This window comes from Streptomyces sp. NPDC001515 (genome assembly GCF_053597115.1).
Genome location: NZ_JBSFHN010000047.1, coordinates 39,300 through 54,317, shown reverse-complemented (window position 1 = coordinate 54,317; position 15,018 = coordinate 39,300). Strand labels below are relative to the sequence as shown.

Below are 15,018 nucleotides of genomic sequence, written 5' to 3'. Positions count from 1 at the left end.
GGTGGTGGCTTCCGTCGCGATGACGACAACCGTGGTGGCGGGTTCCGCCGCGACGACCGTGACCGGGACCGTGGCCCGCGCCGCGACGACAACCGTGGCGGCTCGTACGGCGGCGGTTACCGGGGCCGGGACGACAATCGGGGCGGTGGCTACCGGGGGCGTGACGACCGGGACCGGGGCGGATACCGGGGGCGTGACGACCGTGGCGGTTACGACCGGCGGGACGACCGAGACCGTGAGCCCATCAAGCGGCTGCCCATCCCCGACGACGTCACCGGGCACGAGATCGACCCGGACGTGCGTCAGGAGCTGATGAGCCTGCCGAAGACGCTGGCCGACGACGTCGCGCGGAACCTCGTCATGGTGGCGCGGTACATCGACGAGGACCCCGACCAGGCGTACGCGTACTCGCGCATCGCCCTGCGGCTGGCCTCGCGGGTCGCCGCGGTCCGGGAGGCCGCGGGCTTCGCCGCGTACGCGACCCAGAAGTACGCCGAGGCGCTGGCCGAGTTCCGTGCCGCGCGGCGGATGACCGGGTCCGTTGAGCTGTGGCCCGTCATGGCCGACTGCGAGCGCGGGCTGGGCCGGCCCGAGCGCGCCCTGGCGATGGCCGGCGAGCCCGAGGTGCAGAAGCTGGACAAGGCGGGCCAGGTCGAGATGCGGCTGGTCGCCGCCGGTGCCCGCCGGGACATGGGGCAGCTCGACGCCGCCATCGTGACCCTGCAGAGCTCCGAGCTGGCCTCCAGCGCCGTGCACGCGTGGACGCCGCGTCTGCGCTACGCGTACGCGGACGCCCTGCTGGCCGCCGGGCGCGAGGACGAGGCCCGCGAGTGGTTCGGCAAGGCGCTGGAGGCCGACAAGGACGGTGCGACGGACGCCTCCGACCGGCTGGCCGAACTCGACGGCGTGGAGTTCGTGGACGCCCTCGACGACGAGGGCGACGAGGGCGACGAGACCGGCACGGTGGAGACGCCTGCCGTGAGCGCCGCCGCCGATGACGACGTCTCCGAGGACGACGACGAGGACGACGAGTACGAGGGCCCGGCCAGGGCCTGAGGCGAGGAAAGAGGGCGGCACCCCGCACGGGGTGCCGCCCTCTTTCGCGTGGTGGGGCGGGTCAGTCGAGGTCCAGGCTGCGCAGGACCAGACCCGTGGCGGGCTTGGGCCCGAACGACGTGGACTTGCGCGGCATGGTGACGCCCTGCCGGGCCAGGTCCCGGACCAGTTCCTCGCGTACCGGATGCATCAGCACCGCCGTCGCACCGTGCCGCTCCGCCTGCTCGACGGCGGCGGCCGTGTCGTGGATGTAGGCGATCTCGGCCGGATCGTCGTCGGGGACCCGCCACACCTCACCGAGCAGCGCCGCGTGCAGGACCGTCGCGTCCAGGGAGCGGTAGGCGGCCGGGCGGTCCGCCGGGACAGTCCGGGCGAGTAGGGTCTCGTCCGGGCGGTCGACCAGGTGGAAGGCGCCGTCGCCCGCCAGCAGGAACGCGTTGCCCTGCGCCGCCGCGCCGGCCAGTGCCTCCAGCGCCCGGGGAAGCGGCCCCTCCACGGTGCGGACCCGGAACAGGCCCGTCAGCGCGGCGAGCGCGTCGGCCACGGGAAGCCGGTGCAGCAGCCGGTGGATCGAGCGGACCCGCAGCGGATAGTGGGCGGTGTCCACGAGAAGGACCAGGCCGAAGTCCCAGGGCCCGGGGCCGGAGTGCTCCCGGCGCAGCCGGAGATAGGTGGCCCAGCGGTGGTGGCCGTCGGCGATCAGCGCCTGGTGGCCGGCCAGGTCCCGTTCGATCTCCGCCCGGTCCCCGGCGTCCGTGACCGCCCACAGCCGGTGGTGGAAACCGTCCTCCGTCGTGGTGTCCAGCAGCGGCGGCCGGTCCACCGTCCGCCCGATCACCGCGTGTGTGCCCGTCGGGCCGTCGTCGCCCGGATAGGTCAGCAGCAGCGGTTCGAGATGGGCCCCCGTCGTCCGCATCAGATCGGCGCGGTCCTCCACGACGTGGTCCATCACGTCCTCGTGGGGGAGCACGATCCCCTCACCCGGTTCCGACAGCTCCAGGGCGGCGATCACCCCGCGCTGGAGGATGCCGTCGCCCCGCTGCTCGTACACGTACAGCACGGGTGCGGGATCCGGCGCCAGGACGCCCTCGGCCAGCCAGCGGCGCAGGGTCGCGGCGGCCTGTTCGTGGCGGGCGGTGGCCGATTCCCCCTGGGGCAGGATCAGACGCACGATGTTGTGCGGATCGGCCGATTCGAGGTGGTGCAGGCCGTCCGGGCGCACGACCACGTCGTACGGGGGCGAGGTCACCGCCGAGAGACTGCCGACCCGGTCGGGGACGTAGCGCAGCCCGCGGAACGGAACCAGACGCAGTCCCGGGATCGCCGGGCCTCGTGTGTTCATCCCAGCATCGTAGGTCCGCCCGCCCGATGCGCGATGATCGGGGGAGACGCAGGCGAAGAGGAGTACCGGAACATGAGTGGCGCGAGCAGGACCAGGCCCGGCGGGAGCGGCACCCCGCTGAACGAGGCGTACGACACGGCGCTGCTCGATCTCGACGGAGTGGTGTACGCGGGCGGGCAGGCGATCGGGCACGCCGTCGCCTCGCTCGGCACCGCGCGGGACGGCGGGATGCGTCTCGCGTACGTCACCAACAACGCGCTGCGCACGCCGGCCGCCGTGGCGGAGCATCTGACGGAGCTGGGGGTGCCCGCCGAGCCCGCCGACGTGATCACCTCCGCCCAGGCCGTCGCCCGGCTGATCGCCGATCAGCTGCCCGCCGGGGCGCGGGTGCTGGTGATCGGCGGCGAGGGACTGCGGGTGGCGCTGCGCGAGCGCGGGCTCGTGCCGGTGGAGTCGGCCGACGACGATCCGGCGGCCGTGGCGCAGGGATACGGGGGCCCGGACCTGGCGTGGGGGCGGTTCGCCGAGGCCTGTTACGCGATCAACCGCGGGCTGCCGTGGTTCGCGTCCAACACCGACCTGACGATCCCCGGCGCCCGGGGCATCGCGCCGGGCAACGGTGCCGCCGTGGAGGTCGTGCGGATCGCCACCGGCGCCGAGCCGCGCGTCGCGGGGAAGCCGTTGCCGCCGATGCACCGCGAGACGGTGCTGCGGACCGGGGCGGAGCGTCCGCTGGTTGTCGGGGACCGGCTGGACACCGATATCGAGGGGGCGTTCAACGGGGGCGTGGACTCGCTGCTCGTGCTCACCGGGGTGACCGGCGCGGCGGGGCTGCTGTCCGCGGTGCCCGCCCACCGGCCCACGTACGTCGACCGGGATCTGCGCGGGCTGCTGACCGGTCAGCCCGAGGTGGTGCCGGTGGGCGGCGGCCATGTCTGCGGCGGCTGGACGGCCTCCGTGCGCGACGAGGCCCTGGTGCTGGACGGCGACGGCGACCCGCTCGACGGGCTGCGCGCCCTGTGCGGTGCGGCCTGGACGCACGCCGGGGACGGGGCGTGCGGGCTCGACGCGGAGAAGGCGGTCGCGCGGCTCGGGCTGTAGGGCGCGGTAAGGGCTCGCCGTACTGGAGGTCTGCCGAACCCGGGATCTCCCGAGCCGGCCCCGGGTCGGCCTGAACCGGCCTCTGGTCGGCCCGGACCGGCCCAGGGTCGGCCTGAACCGGCCCCTGGTCGGCCCGGACCGGCCCCGGGCGGTCTCTCCGACCACCGACCGGCGGCTTGGGGAGGGTAGGCTAACCTAACCGCGTGTTGGTTGAGAGTCCTCCGAACCCCCGTCCGGGCCCGTCCGCCGTGCCCGCCCCGGCGGCCGCGCCGCCCCGGCGTCACGCGCTGCGTGCCACGGGACTGCTGGTGGCCGTGGGGCTGCTGGTGCTGGTCTGTATGGCGAGTGTCGCGGTCGGCGCCAAGCCGCTGCCGCTCGCCGATGTGTGGCACGGCCTGTTCCACTACGGCGGCAGCGGCGACGACGTCCTCGTCCGCGAGGTGCGCGTCCCCCGGACCGTGCTCGGACTGCTCGTCGGAGCGGCCCTCGGGCTGGCCGGCGCGGTGATGCAGGCGCTGACCCGCAATCCGCTGGCCGAACCCGGGCTGCTCGGCGTCAACGCCGGGGCCTCCGCCGCCGTGGTCTCCGCGATCGGCTTCTTCGGCGTCACCTCGCTGACCGGGTACGTCTGGTTCGCGTTCGCCGGAGCCGCGCTGGTCTCGGCCGCCGTCTATCTGCTCGGCGGCAGCCGCTCCGCCAACCCCGTGCGCCTCGCGCTGGCCGGGACGGCCGTCACCGCCGCGCTGTACGGCTACGTCAACGCCGTACAACTGCTGGACTCCGCCGCCCTCGACCGGCTGCGGTTCTGGACCGTCGGCTCGCTCGCCTCCGCGAGCCCGGGGACGATCGGCAAGGTCTGGCCGTTCATCGCGCTCGGCGTGCTGCTCACCGCGCTCCTCGCCCGTCCGCTCAACGCGCTGGAGATGGGCGACGACACGGCGCGCTCGCTGGGCGCGCACCTGACCAGGACCCGGGTCCTCGCCATGCTCGCCGTGACCCTCCTGTGCGGGGCCGCGACCGCCGCGTGCGGGCCGATCGTCTTCATCGGGCTGATGATCCCGCACGTGGTGCGCACCCTCACCGGCCCGGACCTGCGCTGGATCCTGCCGTACTCCGCCGTCCTCGCCCCGGTGCTGCTGCTCGGGGCCGACGTCGTCGGCCGGATCGTCGCCCGCCCGTCCGAACTCCAGGTCGGCATCGTCACCGCCCTGCTCGGCGGGCCCGTCTTCCTCCACCTCGTACGCCGCAAGAGGATGGTCCAGCTGTGAGCACCACCACCGGGAAGCGGTCCGTGCGGGCCGTCCGCACCCCGGGCGGCCACTCGTTCCGTACGGATGTGCGCGCCGTCCTCGTCGTCGTGGTGCTCGCCGTGGTCGCGGCGGGCGCGGCCGTCGTCCTCATCGGCACCGGCGACTTCTCCCTGACCCCCGCCGAAGTGGTCCGCACGCTCCTGGGGCACGGCACCTTCCAGCAGGAGTTCGTCGTCACGGACCTGCGGCTGCCGAGGGTCCTGGTCGGGCTGCTGGTCGGCGCCGCGCTCGGCGCCGGCGGCGCCGTCTTCCAGACCCTCTCGCGCAACCCGCTCGGCAGCCCCGACATCCTCGGCTTCGGCCAGGGCGCCACGGTGGGCGCGCTGAGCGTGATCGTCCTCTTCCAGGGCGGGGCGACCGCGGTCGCGGGCGGCGCGATCGCCGGCGGACTGCTCACCGGAGTCGCCGTGTACCTGCTGGCGTGGAAGCGCGGGGTGCACGGCTTCCGGCTGGTCCTGGTGGGCATCGGCACCGCCGCCATGCTCACCGCCGGCACCCAGTACCTCATCACCAAGGCCGACCTGGTGGACGCCACCCGGGCCGTCGTCTGGATGACCGGATCGCTCGACGGCCGCGACTGGGCCCAGGTCTGGCCGCTCCTCGCGGTCTGCGCGCTGCTGCTCCCGCCGGTCTACGCGCACGGGCCCGCCCTGCGGATGATGGAGATGGGCGACGACGCCGCGTACGCGCTCGGGGTGCGGGTGGAACGGACCCGGCTCCTGCTCATGGGCGCGGCGGTGCTGCTCGTCGCCGTGGCCACGGCCGCCGCCGGGCCGATCACCTTCGTCTCGCTGAGCGCCCCGCAGCTGGCCCGCCGGCTCACCCGCTCCACCGGGCCCAACCTGGTCGCCGCGACCTTCATGGGCGCCGCGCTGCTCCTGGTCGCCGACTGGGTGTCGATGCGGGCCTTCGGCGACCGGCAGCTGCCCGTCGGCGTCGTCACCGGGGTGCTCGGCGGCTGCTACCTGCTCTGGCTGCTGGTCACCGAACGCCGGGCGGGCCGCATATGAGGGCCCGCACCAGGGAGACCGGCCGCGCCGGCGCCCCGTCCACCGCATCCGAACCGAACGACCCCCGGAGTACGACCATGCAGCGCCTCACCGCGGATTCGGTGACCCTCGGCTACGACCAGAGGGTCATCGCGGAGAACCTCTCGGTCGAGATCCCCGACCGGTCGTTCACCGTGATCGTCGGCCCCAACGCCTGCGGCAAGTCGACCCTGCTGCGGGCGCTCTCGCGGATGCTGCGGCCCAGCCGGGGCCGGGTGCTGCTGGACGGGGAGTCCCTCCACACCCTGCCCGCCAAGAAGGTCGCCAGGACCCTCGGGCTGCTGCCCCAGTCCTCGATCGCGCCCGAGGGCATCACCGTCGCCGATCTGGTCGCCCGCGGCCGCTACCCGCACCAGGGGCTGCTGCGCCAGTGGTCGTCCGAGGACGAGCGCATTGTCGAGGAGTCGATGGCGGCCACCGGCGTCGCGGCACTGGGGGATCGCTATGTCGACGAATTGTCCGGCGGTCAGCGCCAGCGCGTCTGGATCGCCATGGCCCTCGCCCAGCAGACCCCGCTGCTGCTGCTCGACGAGCCCACGACGTACCTCGACATCCAGCACCAGATCGACGTGCTCGACCTCTGCGCCGAACTGCACGAGACCCAGGGCCGCACGCTGGTGGCCGTCCTGCACGACCTCAACCACGCGGCGCGGTACGCCACCCACCTCATCGCCATGCGGGACGGCCGGGTCGTCGCGGAGGGCGCGCCCGGCGACATCGTCACGGCGGAGCTGGTGGAGCGGGTGTTCGGGCTGCGCTGTCAGGTGATCGAGGACCCGGAGACCGGCACGCCGCTGGTGGTGCCCGCCGCCCGGCAGCGCGCCGCGCGCCCCGCACGGGCCTGAGGGCTACAGCAGGGAGCGCAGTCTCAGCAGATCGCGGAAGCCCGCCTCCAGACGGACCCGGCCCGAGCCCCACGCACGCGCGAAGTTCAGCCGGCCGTCCACCATCGCCACCAGATCGTCCCCGGTCATCGCGAGCCGGATCTCGGCCTTCTCGCGGGGCGGTCCCTCGACCGTGTCCAGCACCCGGATCCGGCCGTCGCCGAGGCGGCCGGTGAACGTCACGTCCAGATCCGTGATGTGGCAGCTGAGCGAACGGTCCAGCGCGGCCGCGCCGCGCACATCGCCGTCGGCCCCCGCGAGGGTGTCGGAAAGTCTGTCGAGTGCGCCGCGGCACTCCTCCATGGTCGCCATCGCGACCGACGGTACCCCAGCGCTTCGCGGTAGCGTTCGCCGTATGAGCGACTCGATGCCGGGGCCGGAGGAGGCCGCCGCACCACCGCCCGGCGCGCCGCCGCGGGACGTGCCGACCGAGCCCGCGGGACCCGCGCCGCTGGGCCTCGTCCGCACGCCCACGGGCGAGCCCGGGGTGGACGCGGCGCTGGAGCGGCTGGCCGACGCGGACCACCTCGCGGCGGACGGACACATCGAGGTGTACGAGGATGTACACCGTGGTCTGCGCTCCGCGCTGACCGCGCTGGACGCCGGGCCCGCACCGGCCCCCGTACCGGCGCCCCCGTACGACACCAGGAGCTGAACCGAACGTGGCAGGAGTGGCCCGTCGCCGCCTCGACGCCGAGCTGGTACGCCGAAAGCTCGCCCGCTCACGCGAACACGCGAGCCAGCTGATCGCCGCGGGACGGGTGACCGTCGGCGGCACCACCGCGACCAAGGCGGCCACCCAGGTCGAGACGAGCGCCGCCCTCGTCGTCACCCAGGACGACAGCGACCCCGACTACGTCTCGCGCGGCGGCCACAAACTGGCCGGCGCCCTCGCCGCGTTCGTCCCGCTCGGCCTGGCCGTCGAGGGGCGGCGGGCGCTGGACGCCGGGGCGTCCACCGGCGGCTTCACCGACGTGCTGCTGCGCGCCGGGGCCGCCCGGGTCGTCGCCGTGGACGTCGGCTACGGCCAGCTCGCCTGGTCGCTCCAGTCCGACGACCGGGTGGTCGTCAAGGACCGGACCAACGTCCGCGAGCTGACGCTCGACGCCATCGACGGCGAGCCCGTCGACCTGGTGGTGGGCGATCTGTCGTTCATCCCGCTCGGACTCGTGCTGCCGGCCCTGGCCCGCTGCGCCGCCCCGGACGCCGACCTCGTCCTCATGGTCAAACCCCAGTTCGAGGTGGGCAAGGAGCGGCTCGGCAGCGGCGGTGTGGTGCGCAGCCCCGAGCTGAGGGCCGAGGCGGTCCGCGAGGTGGCCCGCCGGGCCTGGGCGCTCGGCCTGGGCGTCCGGGGCGTCACGGCCAGCCCGTTGCCGGGGCCCTCGGGGAACGTCGAGTACTTTCTGTGGCTGCGGGCCGGAGCACCGGAACTGGATCCCGCGGATGTCGACCGTGCAGTGGCGGAGGGGCCTCGTTGACGACGAATGCGGCACGAACAGTCTTCCTTTTGGCGCACACCGGCCGTCCGGCCGCGATCCGCAGTGCCGAACTCGTCGTCCAGGGGCTGCTCCGCAGCGGACTCGGCGTCCGGGTCCTGGCCACCGAGGCGGCCGACCTGCCGCTCCCGGCGTCCGTCGAGACGGTCACCGACGCCACGGCCGCCCCGGTCGAGGGCTGTGAACTGCTGATCGTCCTCGGCGGCGACGGCACCCTGCTGCGCGGCGCGGAACTCTCCCGCGCCTCCGGGGTGCCCATGCTCGGCGTCAACCTGGGCCGCGTCGGCTTCCTCGCCGAGGCCGAGCGCGACGACCTCGACAAGGTCGTCGACCGGGTCGTCACCCGCGCCTACACCGTCGAGGAGCGCATGACGATCGACGTCGTCGTGCACAGCAACGGCGACGTCGTCCACACCGACTGGGCGCTCAACGAGGCCGCCGTGCAGAAGGTGTCGCCCGAGCGGATGCTGGAGGTCGTGCTGGAGATCGACGGCCGCCCGGTCACCGGCTTCGGCTGCGACGGCATCGTCTGCGCCACCCCGACCGGCTCGACCGCGTACGCCTTCTCGGCCGGCGGCCCCGTCGTCTGGCCCGAGGTCGAGGCGCTGCTGATGGTCCCGATCAGCGCCCACGCCCTGTTCGCCAAACCGCTGGTGACCTCGCCGACCTCGGTGCTCGCCGTCGAGGTCCAGCCGCACACCCCGCACGGGGTGCTCTGGTGCGACGGCCGCAGGACCGTGGAGCTGCCCGCCGGCGCCCGCGTCGAGGTGCGGCGCGGCACGGTGCCCGTCCGCCTCGCCCGGCTGCACCAGGCGTCCTTCACGGACCGGCTGGTCGCCAAGTTCGCCCTGCCGGTCTCGGGATGGCGCGGCGCGCCGCACTGAACCCGGCGCCCCGCACCACCCGATCCGGCGTCCCGGCCCCGGCCCGTGTGCACGCGGGGCACGAAACCTCGTATGGTCATGTGCGTGTTGGAGGAGATGCGGATACGGTCGCTCGGAGTCATCGACGACGCGGTGGTGGAGCTGTCACCCGGCTTCACCGCGGTGACCGGTGAGACCGGCGCGGGCAAGACCATGGTCGTCACCAGCCTCGGGCTGCTGCTCGGCGGGCGCGCCGACCCGGCCCTGGTGCGGATCGGCGCCAAGGCCGCCGTCGTCGAGGGCCGGATCACGGTGGCCGAGGGCGACGCGGCGGCGCTGCGCGCCGAGGAGGCCGGGGCCGAGATCGAGGACGGTGCGCTGCTCGTCAGCCGTACCGTGTCCGCCGAGGGCCGCTCCCGGGCCCACCTGGGCGGCAGATCCGTGCCCGTCGGCGTCCTGGCCGAGCTGGCGGACGACCTCGTCGCCGTGCACGGCCAGACCGACCAGCAGGGGCTCCTCAAGCCGGCCCGGCAACGGCAGGCCCTGGACCGCTACGCGGGCGACGGCGTCGCCGTGCCCCACGCCGCCTACGCGACCGCCTACCGGCGGCTGCGCGAGGTGGCCGGGGAACTGGACGAGCTGACCACCCGCGCCCGCGAACGGGCCCAGGAAGCCGATCTGCTGCGCTTCGGGCTCGACGAGATCGCCGCCGTGGAACCGCTGCCCGGCGAGGACGCCGAACTGGCCGCCGAGGCACAGCGGCTCGGCCACGCCGACGCCCTCGCCTCCGCCGCCGCCCTCGCGCACACCGCGCTGGCCGGCAATCCGGAGGACCCCGAGGCCCTGGACGCGACGACCGTCGTGGCCGCGGCCCGGCAGGCGCTGGACGGGGTGCGCTCCCACGACGCCGCGCTCGCCGCGCTGGCCGACCGGGTGGGGGAGATCTCCATCCTCCTCGCGGACGTCTCGGGCGAACTGTCCGGGTACGCCGACCAGCTGGACGCCGACCCGCTGCGGCTCGCCGCCGTCGAGGAGCGGCGCGCCGCTCTCACCTCCCTCACCCGCAAGTACGGCGAGGACATCGACGCCGTCCTGGCCTGGGCGCGGGACGGGGCGGCCCGGCTGACCGAGCTGGAGGGCGACGACGACCGGATCGGTGAGCTGACCGCCGAACGGGACGCGCTGCGCGCCGAACTCTCCGTGCTCGGCCAGGCGTTGACCGACGCCCGGACGGAGGCCGCGGACCGCTTCGCCGGGGCGGTCACCGAGGAACTGGCCTCGCTGGCCATGCCGCACGCCCGGGTCTCCTTCGCGATCCGGCAGACCGAGGCGCCCGACGAGTCCTCCGGCATCGAGATCGGCGGACGGAACGTCGCGTACGGGCCGTCCGGCGCCGACGAGGTCGAGCTCCTGCTCGCCCCGCACCCGGGGGCCCAGCCCCGCCCCATCGCCAAGGGCGCGTCGGGCGGTGAGCTGTCCCGGGTGATGCTCGCCGTGGAGGTCGTCTTCGCGGGCTCCGACCCCGTGCCGACCTACCTCTTCGACGAGGTCGACGCGGGCGTCGGCGGCAAGGCGGCCGTGGAGGTGGGCCGCCGGCTGGCCAAGCTCGCCCGCTCGGCCCAGGTCGTCGTCGTCACGCACCTGCCCCAGGTGGCCGCGTTCGCCGACCGGCAGCTCCTGGTCGAGAAGACCGTGGACGGCTCGGTCACCAGCAGCGGCGTCACCGTCCTGGAGGGCGAGGACCGGGTGCGGGAGCTGTCCCGGATGCTCGCCGGCCAGGAGGACTCCGAGACCGCCCGCGCCCACGCGGAGGAACTGCTCGCCGCCGCGCGGACGGACGCGTAGACCCGTTCGCCGCGCGCCCCCGTCCGCAGCCGGACGGGGGCGCGCGAATTTCACCCGTGCGAGTGGTGCGCCACGCCGGTTTCGCGGGGGTGAGGACGCAAGCGACCGTCCGCCCGTGCCGGAACGGGCGTACGGGCTGGCATCCTTGGCGTGTAACGGAGAGGGTCGGGCAGCCCCGAACGCGGGACCTTCCTGCCGCCGACTCGGGAGCCCCGGGAGCCATTCAACGTGTCACAGCTGCGTACGGTCCAAGTGCTGGGCGGCGGCAGCGCGGGCAGCAGCGCCCATGTCGGATCGCTGGCCGCCGGGCTGGTCGCGCGCGGCCTGCGGGTCACCGTCTGCGCCCCGGCCGGACTGGAACGCGCCTACGGCTACTCCGCCGCCGGCGCCCGCTTCGCGCCCGTGCCCCGCCGCGCCGACCCCGCCTCGCTGGCCGCGCTGCGCGCCGCCTGCGCCGACGCCGACGTCGTGCACGCCCACGGGCTGCACGCCGCCGTGCGCACCGCGCTGGCACTCGGCGGCCGCCGCGTCCCGCTCGTCTTCACCTGGCACACCCGGGCGCACGCCGAGGGCGCCCGCCGCCGGCTCCTGCACCTGCTGGAGCGGCGGGCGGCCCGCACCGCCTCCGTGGTGCTCGGCGCCTCCTCGGACCTGGTCGACCGGGCCCGGCGGCGCGGCGCCCGCGACGCCCGGCTGGCGCCCCTCGCCGTCCCCCTCGCCCAAAGCGCCGCCCGGGTCGACGGCGACAAGGTGCGCGCCGGACTCGGCGCGGTGGGACGGCCGTTGGTCCTGGCGGTCGGCAGCCTCGTCCCGCAGCACGGCTACGGCACCCTGCTCGACGCGGCACGCGCCTGGCGGCGGCTCGACCCCGCGCCCCTGGTCGCCATCGCGGGGGAGGGGCGGGAGCGGGCCGTCCTGCGACGCCGGATCAAGGCCGAGGACCTGCCCGTCGCGCTGCTCGGCACCCGCGAGGACGTCCCCGAACTCCTGTCCGCCGCCGATCTGGTGGTGCTGCCCAGCCGCTGGGAGGCCCGCTCCCTGGTGGCCCAGGAGGCGCTGCGGGCCGGAGTGCCGCTGGTCGCCACCGCCGTCGGGGGCGTACCCGAACTCGTCGGCGACGCGGCGGAACTGGTGCCCTACGGCAACGCGGAGGCGCTGGCCCGTGCCGTGGCCCGGCTCCTCGACGACCCGGATGCCCGCGACCGGCTGGCCGCCGCGGGCATCCGGCAGGCGGCCGGCTGGCCGACCGAGGACGACACCATCGCCCATGTCCTCAGCGTCTACGACGAGTTGGCACAGCCCCTCGGAGCGCCGCGCGTCCGCTGAGCCCCGGGCCTCACCCCGCGTGGCGGCGGGCGCGCAGGGCCAGGCTCAGCGCGAGCACGGCCTGCGGGTCGTCCAGATCGGTGCCCAGCAGCTCACCGATGCGGGCCAGCCGGTTGTACAGCGTCTGGCGGTTGAGATGCAGTTCGCGCGCGGTCTCCGCCTTGCGGCCCGCATGCGCCAGATAGGTCTCCAGCGTCGGCAGCAGCGGCGGCCGTGAGGTGCGGTCGTGGTCCCGGAGCGGGCCGATCGCCCGCTCCACGAAGGCCGCCAGGTCCGGATGGTCCCGCAGCCGCCACAGCAGCAGATCGATGTCCAGGCGCCGGGCGTCGTACCAGGGCCGCTGGTCCAGCCCCTGCGCCGCCGCCGCCGTCTCCGCCGCGTGCCGCAGCCCGGCCCCGGCCGCCGCCCAGCCGCCCGCGACGCCGACCACCACGACCGGCGGACGGGAACCCGCCCGCTCCAGCCCGGCCCGCTCCACCCCGGCCCGCAGCGCCGCCGCGACCCGGTCGGCCACCGCCGTACGCTCCGTCTCCGAGCGCAGCCCCAGCAGCAGCGGCACCCGGCCCTCCACCGGCCGCACCCCGAGCAGCACCGGAACGCCCACGGAGGCCAGCTCGTCCAGGACCGCACGGGCCAGCAGCGCCCAGCTGCCCGACGGGGACAGCTCCGGGGCCAGCCGCATCACGACCGGCAGCAGCGGCAGTTCGCCCGGCCTGAACCCCAGCACCCGGGCCTGGGCGGGCGCGTCCTCGGGCGTGATCCGGCCCTCGGCGAGATCCGTCAGGAAGTCGCCCCGGCCGCGCGCCGCCAGCTCCTCCTCCTGACGGGCCTGCATCAGCACCACCGCGAGGATGCCGGCCGCCCGCTCCGCCGCCATCCGGTGCACGGTCACCAGCGGACCGCCCACCGCCAGCAGCACCAGCCGGGCCCGCACCGCGCCGGTGCCCGGCCCGCCGCCCGGCACATCGACCAGGACCGCCCCGGACGGCGGTGACTCCCGGGCCGCCCGCCCGCCCCGCATCCCGTCCCACACCTGGAGCGGATCGGCCGAGACCGGACCCGAGCCCGGCCCCGCCGCGTACAGCAGCCGGCCGTCCGGAGTCTCCAGGAACACCGGATTGGCCGCGAAGTCCGCCAGGATCCCCAGCACCTGCGGCACCCCGCCGCCCCCGAGCAGGGCCTCGGTGCAGCGCCGGTGCACGTCCTCGGCCTGCCGCAGCAGCGCGTAGTGCCCGTTGACGATCTCGGTGTGGATCTCCTCCGTCACCGCCACGAACGGCACCTCGCGGTGGAGCTGCACCAGCGGCAGCCCGGCCGCGCGGGCCGCGTCCACGATCGAGGAGGGCAGCCGGCCGAAGCGCGGGCCGAGCTCCACGACGAGCGCGGCGATGCCCCGGTCGGCCAGCCTGCGGACGAACGCCCGCTGCTCGGCCGGGCGGGTCCCGAGCCCGAGACCGGTGGTCAGCAGCAGCTCGCCGCCCTTGAGCAGCGAGGCGATGTTCGGGACCTCGCCCGCGTGCACCCAGCGCACGGTCCGGCCCAGCCGGTCGGCGCACGCCACCACCTCGGGCAGCCCGCCGCGCAGTCCGGGCAGCTCCAGGGCACGCTGCACGGTGATGCCGCCTTGGGTCTCCATCGACTCTGGCCTCGCGCTTCGCTTCGTCGGACCGGGCGCGCGCACGCGCGGGCGCCCCGGTCAGGAAGGTACCGGCCGCCGGGGCCGGCGGCACCGCCGGGGCGGCGGGCCGTTGACAGCCGGGGGCCCCGCTGCGATCTTGACCCTTCGGCACAGGCACGGGCACGGGCACGGGCACCGGCACCGGCACCGGCACCGGCACCGGCACCGGCACCGGCACGGGGGAGGACCCATGGACGACGCGGCACCTGCGGACGAGGAGGGCGTGCCCGGCCCGCTCGTAAGCCCGGAATGGCTCGCCGCCCGGCTCGGCCGGCCCGGGGTGCGGGTCTTCGACGCCTCGGTCGGCGCCCACCGGGGAGCCCCCGCGCGGATCCCCGGGGCGCGCCCCTTCGACCTCGACGGCGCGCTGTCCGACCCCGCCTCACCGCTGCCGCACACCATGCCCGACGCCGCCCGGTTCACCCGGGAGATGCGTGCCCTCGGCCTCCACGACGGCGACACGGCCGTGGTCTACGACGCGGCGGGGCTCTACTCCGCCGCGCGCGCCTGGTGGATGCTCCGGGCGATGGGCTTCGACCGGGTCGCGGTGCTCGACGGCGGGCTGCCCGGCTGGACGGCCGCCGGACTGCCCACCGAGGAGGGCGTCCCGGACGGGCCCCCGGCGCGCGGCGACTTCACGGCCGTGCCGCGCCCCGGCCTGTTCGTGGACGCCGAAGAGGTGGCCGCCGCGCTGACCGATCCGGCGGCAGCGGTGTGCGACGCCCGGTCCCGCGAACGCTTCCGGGGGACGGCGCCCGAACCGCGTCCGGGCCTGCGCGGCGGCCATATGCCCGGGGCGGTGAACCTGCCCTTCACCGAGGTCCAGCACGAGGGCCGGATGCGTCCGGCGGCCGAGCTGCGGGCCCTGTTCGACGCCCTCGCCCCGGGCCGGAGCAGGCTGCTGTTCAGCTGCGGATCGGGCGTCACCGCCTGTGTGCCCGCGCTGGCCGCCGCCCTGGCCGGACGGGGCGGGGCGGCGGTGTACGACGGCTCCTGGAGCGAATGGGGGCTGCCCTCCGAGGACCGCCCGGTGGTCACGGGCGACTGAGACCGCGGCCCGACGGCGGC

General features: G+C 75.5%; 14 protein-coding genes. 11 read left to right on the top strand and 3 right to left on the bottom strand.

The window, feature by feature from the left end; all coding sequences use genetic code 11:
- The first annotated feature begins 252 nt into the window (after positions 1-252).
- Positions 253-1,056 carry a hypothetical protein gene (locus ACWCXC_RS34075; RefSeq protein ID WP_450891514.1) on the top strand — a complete coding sequence of 268 codons (804 nt, stop codon included), beginning with the start codon at positions 253-255 and terminating at the stop codon, positions 1,054-1,056.
- A 61-nt stretch (positions 1,057-1,117) separates the two neighbouring features.
- Here the strand turns inward: ACWCXC_RS34075 and ACWCXC_RS34070 are convergent, their stop codons facing one another.
- A complete protein-coding gene (locus ACWCXC_RS34070) occupies positions 1,118-2,398 on the bottom strand; it encodes a DUF1015 family protein (RefSeq protein ID WP_450891510.1) in 1,281 nt (426 codons plus the stop codon).
- A 72-nt stretch (positions 2,399-2,470) separates the two neighbouring features.
- Here ACWCXC_RS34070 and ACWCXC_RS34065 point away from each other — a divergent pair, with 72 nt between their 5' ends.
- From ACWCXC_RS34065 to ACWCXC_RS34050, 4 genes are all read left to right on the top strand, one after another.
- Entirely contained in the window at positions 2,471-3,499 is a 1,029-nt protein-coding gene (locus ACWCXC_RS34065) for an HAD hydrolase-like protein (RefSeq protein ID WP_450891509.1), read from the top strand.
- Positions 3,500-3,702: 203 nt separating this feature from the next.
- Positions 3,703-4,767, top strand: coding sequence for a FecCD family ABC transporter permease (locus ACWCXC_RS34060; protein ID WP_450684917.1), 1,065 nt, complete (start codon positions 3,703-3,705; stop codon positions 4,765-4,767).
- Positions 4,764-5,819, top strand: a complete 1,056-nt coding sequence (locus tag ACWCXC_RS34055) for a FecCD family ABC transporter permease (protein ID WP_450684918.1) — start codon at positions 4,764-4,766, stop codon at positions 5,817-5,819. Before ACWCXC_RS34060 ends, ACWCXC_RS34055 begins: the two co-directional genes overlap by 4 nt.
- 77 nt (positions 5,820-5,896) lie before the next feature.
- A complete protein-coding gene (locus ACWCXC_RS34050) occupies positions 5,897-6,703 on the top strand; it encodes an ABC transporter ATP-binding protein (protein ID WP_450684919.1) in 807 nt (268 codons plus the stop codon).
- Positions 6,704-6,706: 3 nt separating this feature from the next.
- Here ACWCXC_RS34050 and ACWCXC_RS34045 read toward each other — a convergent pair whose 3' ends face one another.
- A complete protein-coding gene (locus tag ACWCXC_RS34045) occupies positions 6,707-7,054 on the bottom strand; it encodes an SCP2 sterol-binding domain-containing protein (protein ID WP_383649734.1) in 348 nt (115 codons plus the stop codon).
- Positions 7,055-7,097: 43 nt separating this feature from the next.
- Here ACWCXC_RS34045 and ACWCXC_RS34040 point away from each other — a divergent pair, with 43 nt between their 5' ends.
- The 5 genes from ACWCXC_RS34040 to ACWCXC_RS34020 all read left to right on the top strand — a co-directional run bounded on the left by ACWCXC_RS34040 (position 7,098) and on the right by ACWCXC_RS34020 (position 12,272).
- Entirely contained in the window at positions 7,098-7,397 is a 300-nt protein-coding gene (locus tag ACWCXC_RS34040) for a hypothetical protein (protein WP_450684920.1), read from the top strand.
- 7 nt (positions 7,398-7,404) lie between these two features.
- A complete protein-coding gene (locus ACWCXC_RS34035) occupies positions 7,405-8,220 on the top strand; it encodes a TlyA family RNA methyltransferase (RefSeq protein WP_450684921.1) in 816 nt (271 codons plus the stop codon).
- Complete coding sequence (locus ACWCXC_RS34030) at positions 8,217-9,122, top strand: NAD kinase (protein ID WP_450684922.1); 906 nt, start codon at positions 8,217-8,219, stop codon at positions 9,120-9,122. The genes ACWCXC_RS34035 and ACWCXC_RS34030 overlap by 4 nt, the downstream gene beginning before the upstream one ends.
- A gap of 78 nt (positions 9,123-9,200) precedes the next feature.
- Positions 9,201-10,946 (top strand): DNA repair protein RecN, encoded by a 1,746-nt coding sequence (gene recN / locus ACWCXC_RS34025; RefSeq protein WP_450684923.1) that lies wholly within the window; start codon positions 9,201-9,203, stop codon positions 10,944-10,946.
- Positions 10,947-11,174: 228 nt separating this feature from the next.
- Positions 11,175-12,272, top strand: a complete 1,098-nt coding sequence (locus tag ACWCXC_RS34020) for a glycosyltransferase family 4 protein (protein ID WP_450891508.1) — start codon at positions 11,175-11,177, stop codon at positions 12,270-12,272.
- Between the two features lie 10 nt (positions 12,273-12,282).
- On the opposite strand, the gene ACWCXC_RS34015 is transcribed toward ACWCXC_RS34020, so the two are convergent.
- On the bottom strand, positions 12,283-13,908 hold the full coding sequence (locus ACWCXC_RS34015; RefSeq protein WP_450684925.1) for a PucR family transcriptional regulator: 1,626 nt from the start codon (positions 13,906-13,908) through the stop codon (positions 12,283-12,285).
- A 232-nt stretch (positions 13,909-14,140) separates the two neighbouring features.
- Between ACWCXC_RS34015 and ACWCXC_RS34010 the strand changes: the two genes are divergently transcribed.
- On the top strand, positions 14,141-14,998 hold the full coding sequence (locus ACWCXC_RS34010; RefSeq protein WP_450891507.1) for a sulfurtransferase: 858 nt from the start codon (positions 14,141-14,143) through the stop codon (positions 14,996-14,998).
- Positions 14,999-15,018 lie beyond the last annotated feature (20 nt).

Coding starts and splice junctions, on each gene's coding strand:
- ACWCXC_RS34065 (WP_450891509.1), top strand. CDS start 2,471: ATGAGTGGCGCGAGCAGGACCAGGCCCGGCGGGAGCGGCACCCCGCTG.
- ACWCXC_RS34050 (WP_450684919.1), top strand. CDS start 5,897: ATGCAGCGCCTCACCGCGGATTCGGTGACCCTCGGCTACGACCAGAGG.
- ACWCXC_RS34015 (WP_450684925.1), bottom strand. CDS start 13,908: ATGGAGACCCAAGGCGGCATCACCGTGCAGCGTGCCCTGGAGCTGCCC.
- recN (WP_450684923.1), top strand. CDS start 9,201: ATGTGCGTGTTGGAGGAGATGCGGATACGGTCGCTCGGAGTCATCGAC.
- ACWCXC_RS34045 (WP_383649734.1), bottom strand. CDS start 7,054: ATGGCGACCATGGAGGAGTGCCGCGGCGCACTCGACAGACTTTCCGAC.
- ACWCXC_RS34070 (WP_450891510.1), bottom strand. CDS start 2,398: ATGAACACACGAGGCCCGGCGATCCCGGGACTGCGTCTGGTTCCGTTC.
- ACWCXC_RS34040 (WP_450684920.1), top strand. CDS start 7,098: ATGAGCGACTCGATGCCGGGGCCGGAGGAGGCCGCCGCACCACCGCCC.
- ACWCXC_RS34010 (WP_450891507.1), top strand. CDS start 14,141: ATGGACGACGCGGCACCTGCGGACGAGGAGGGCGTGCCCGGCCCGCTC.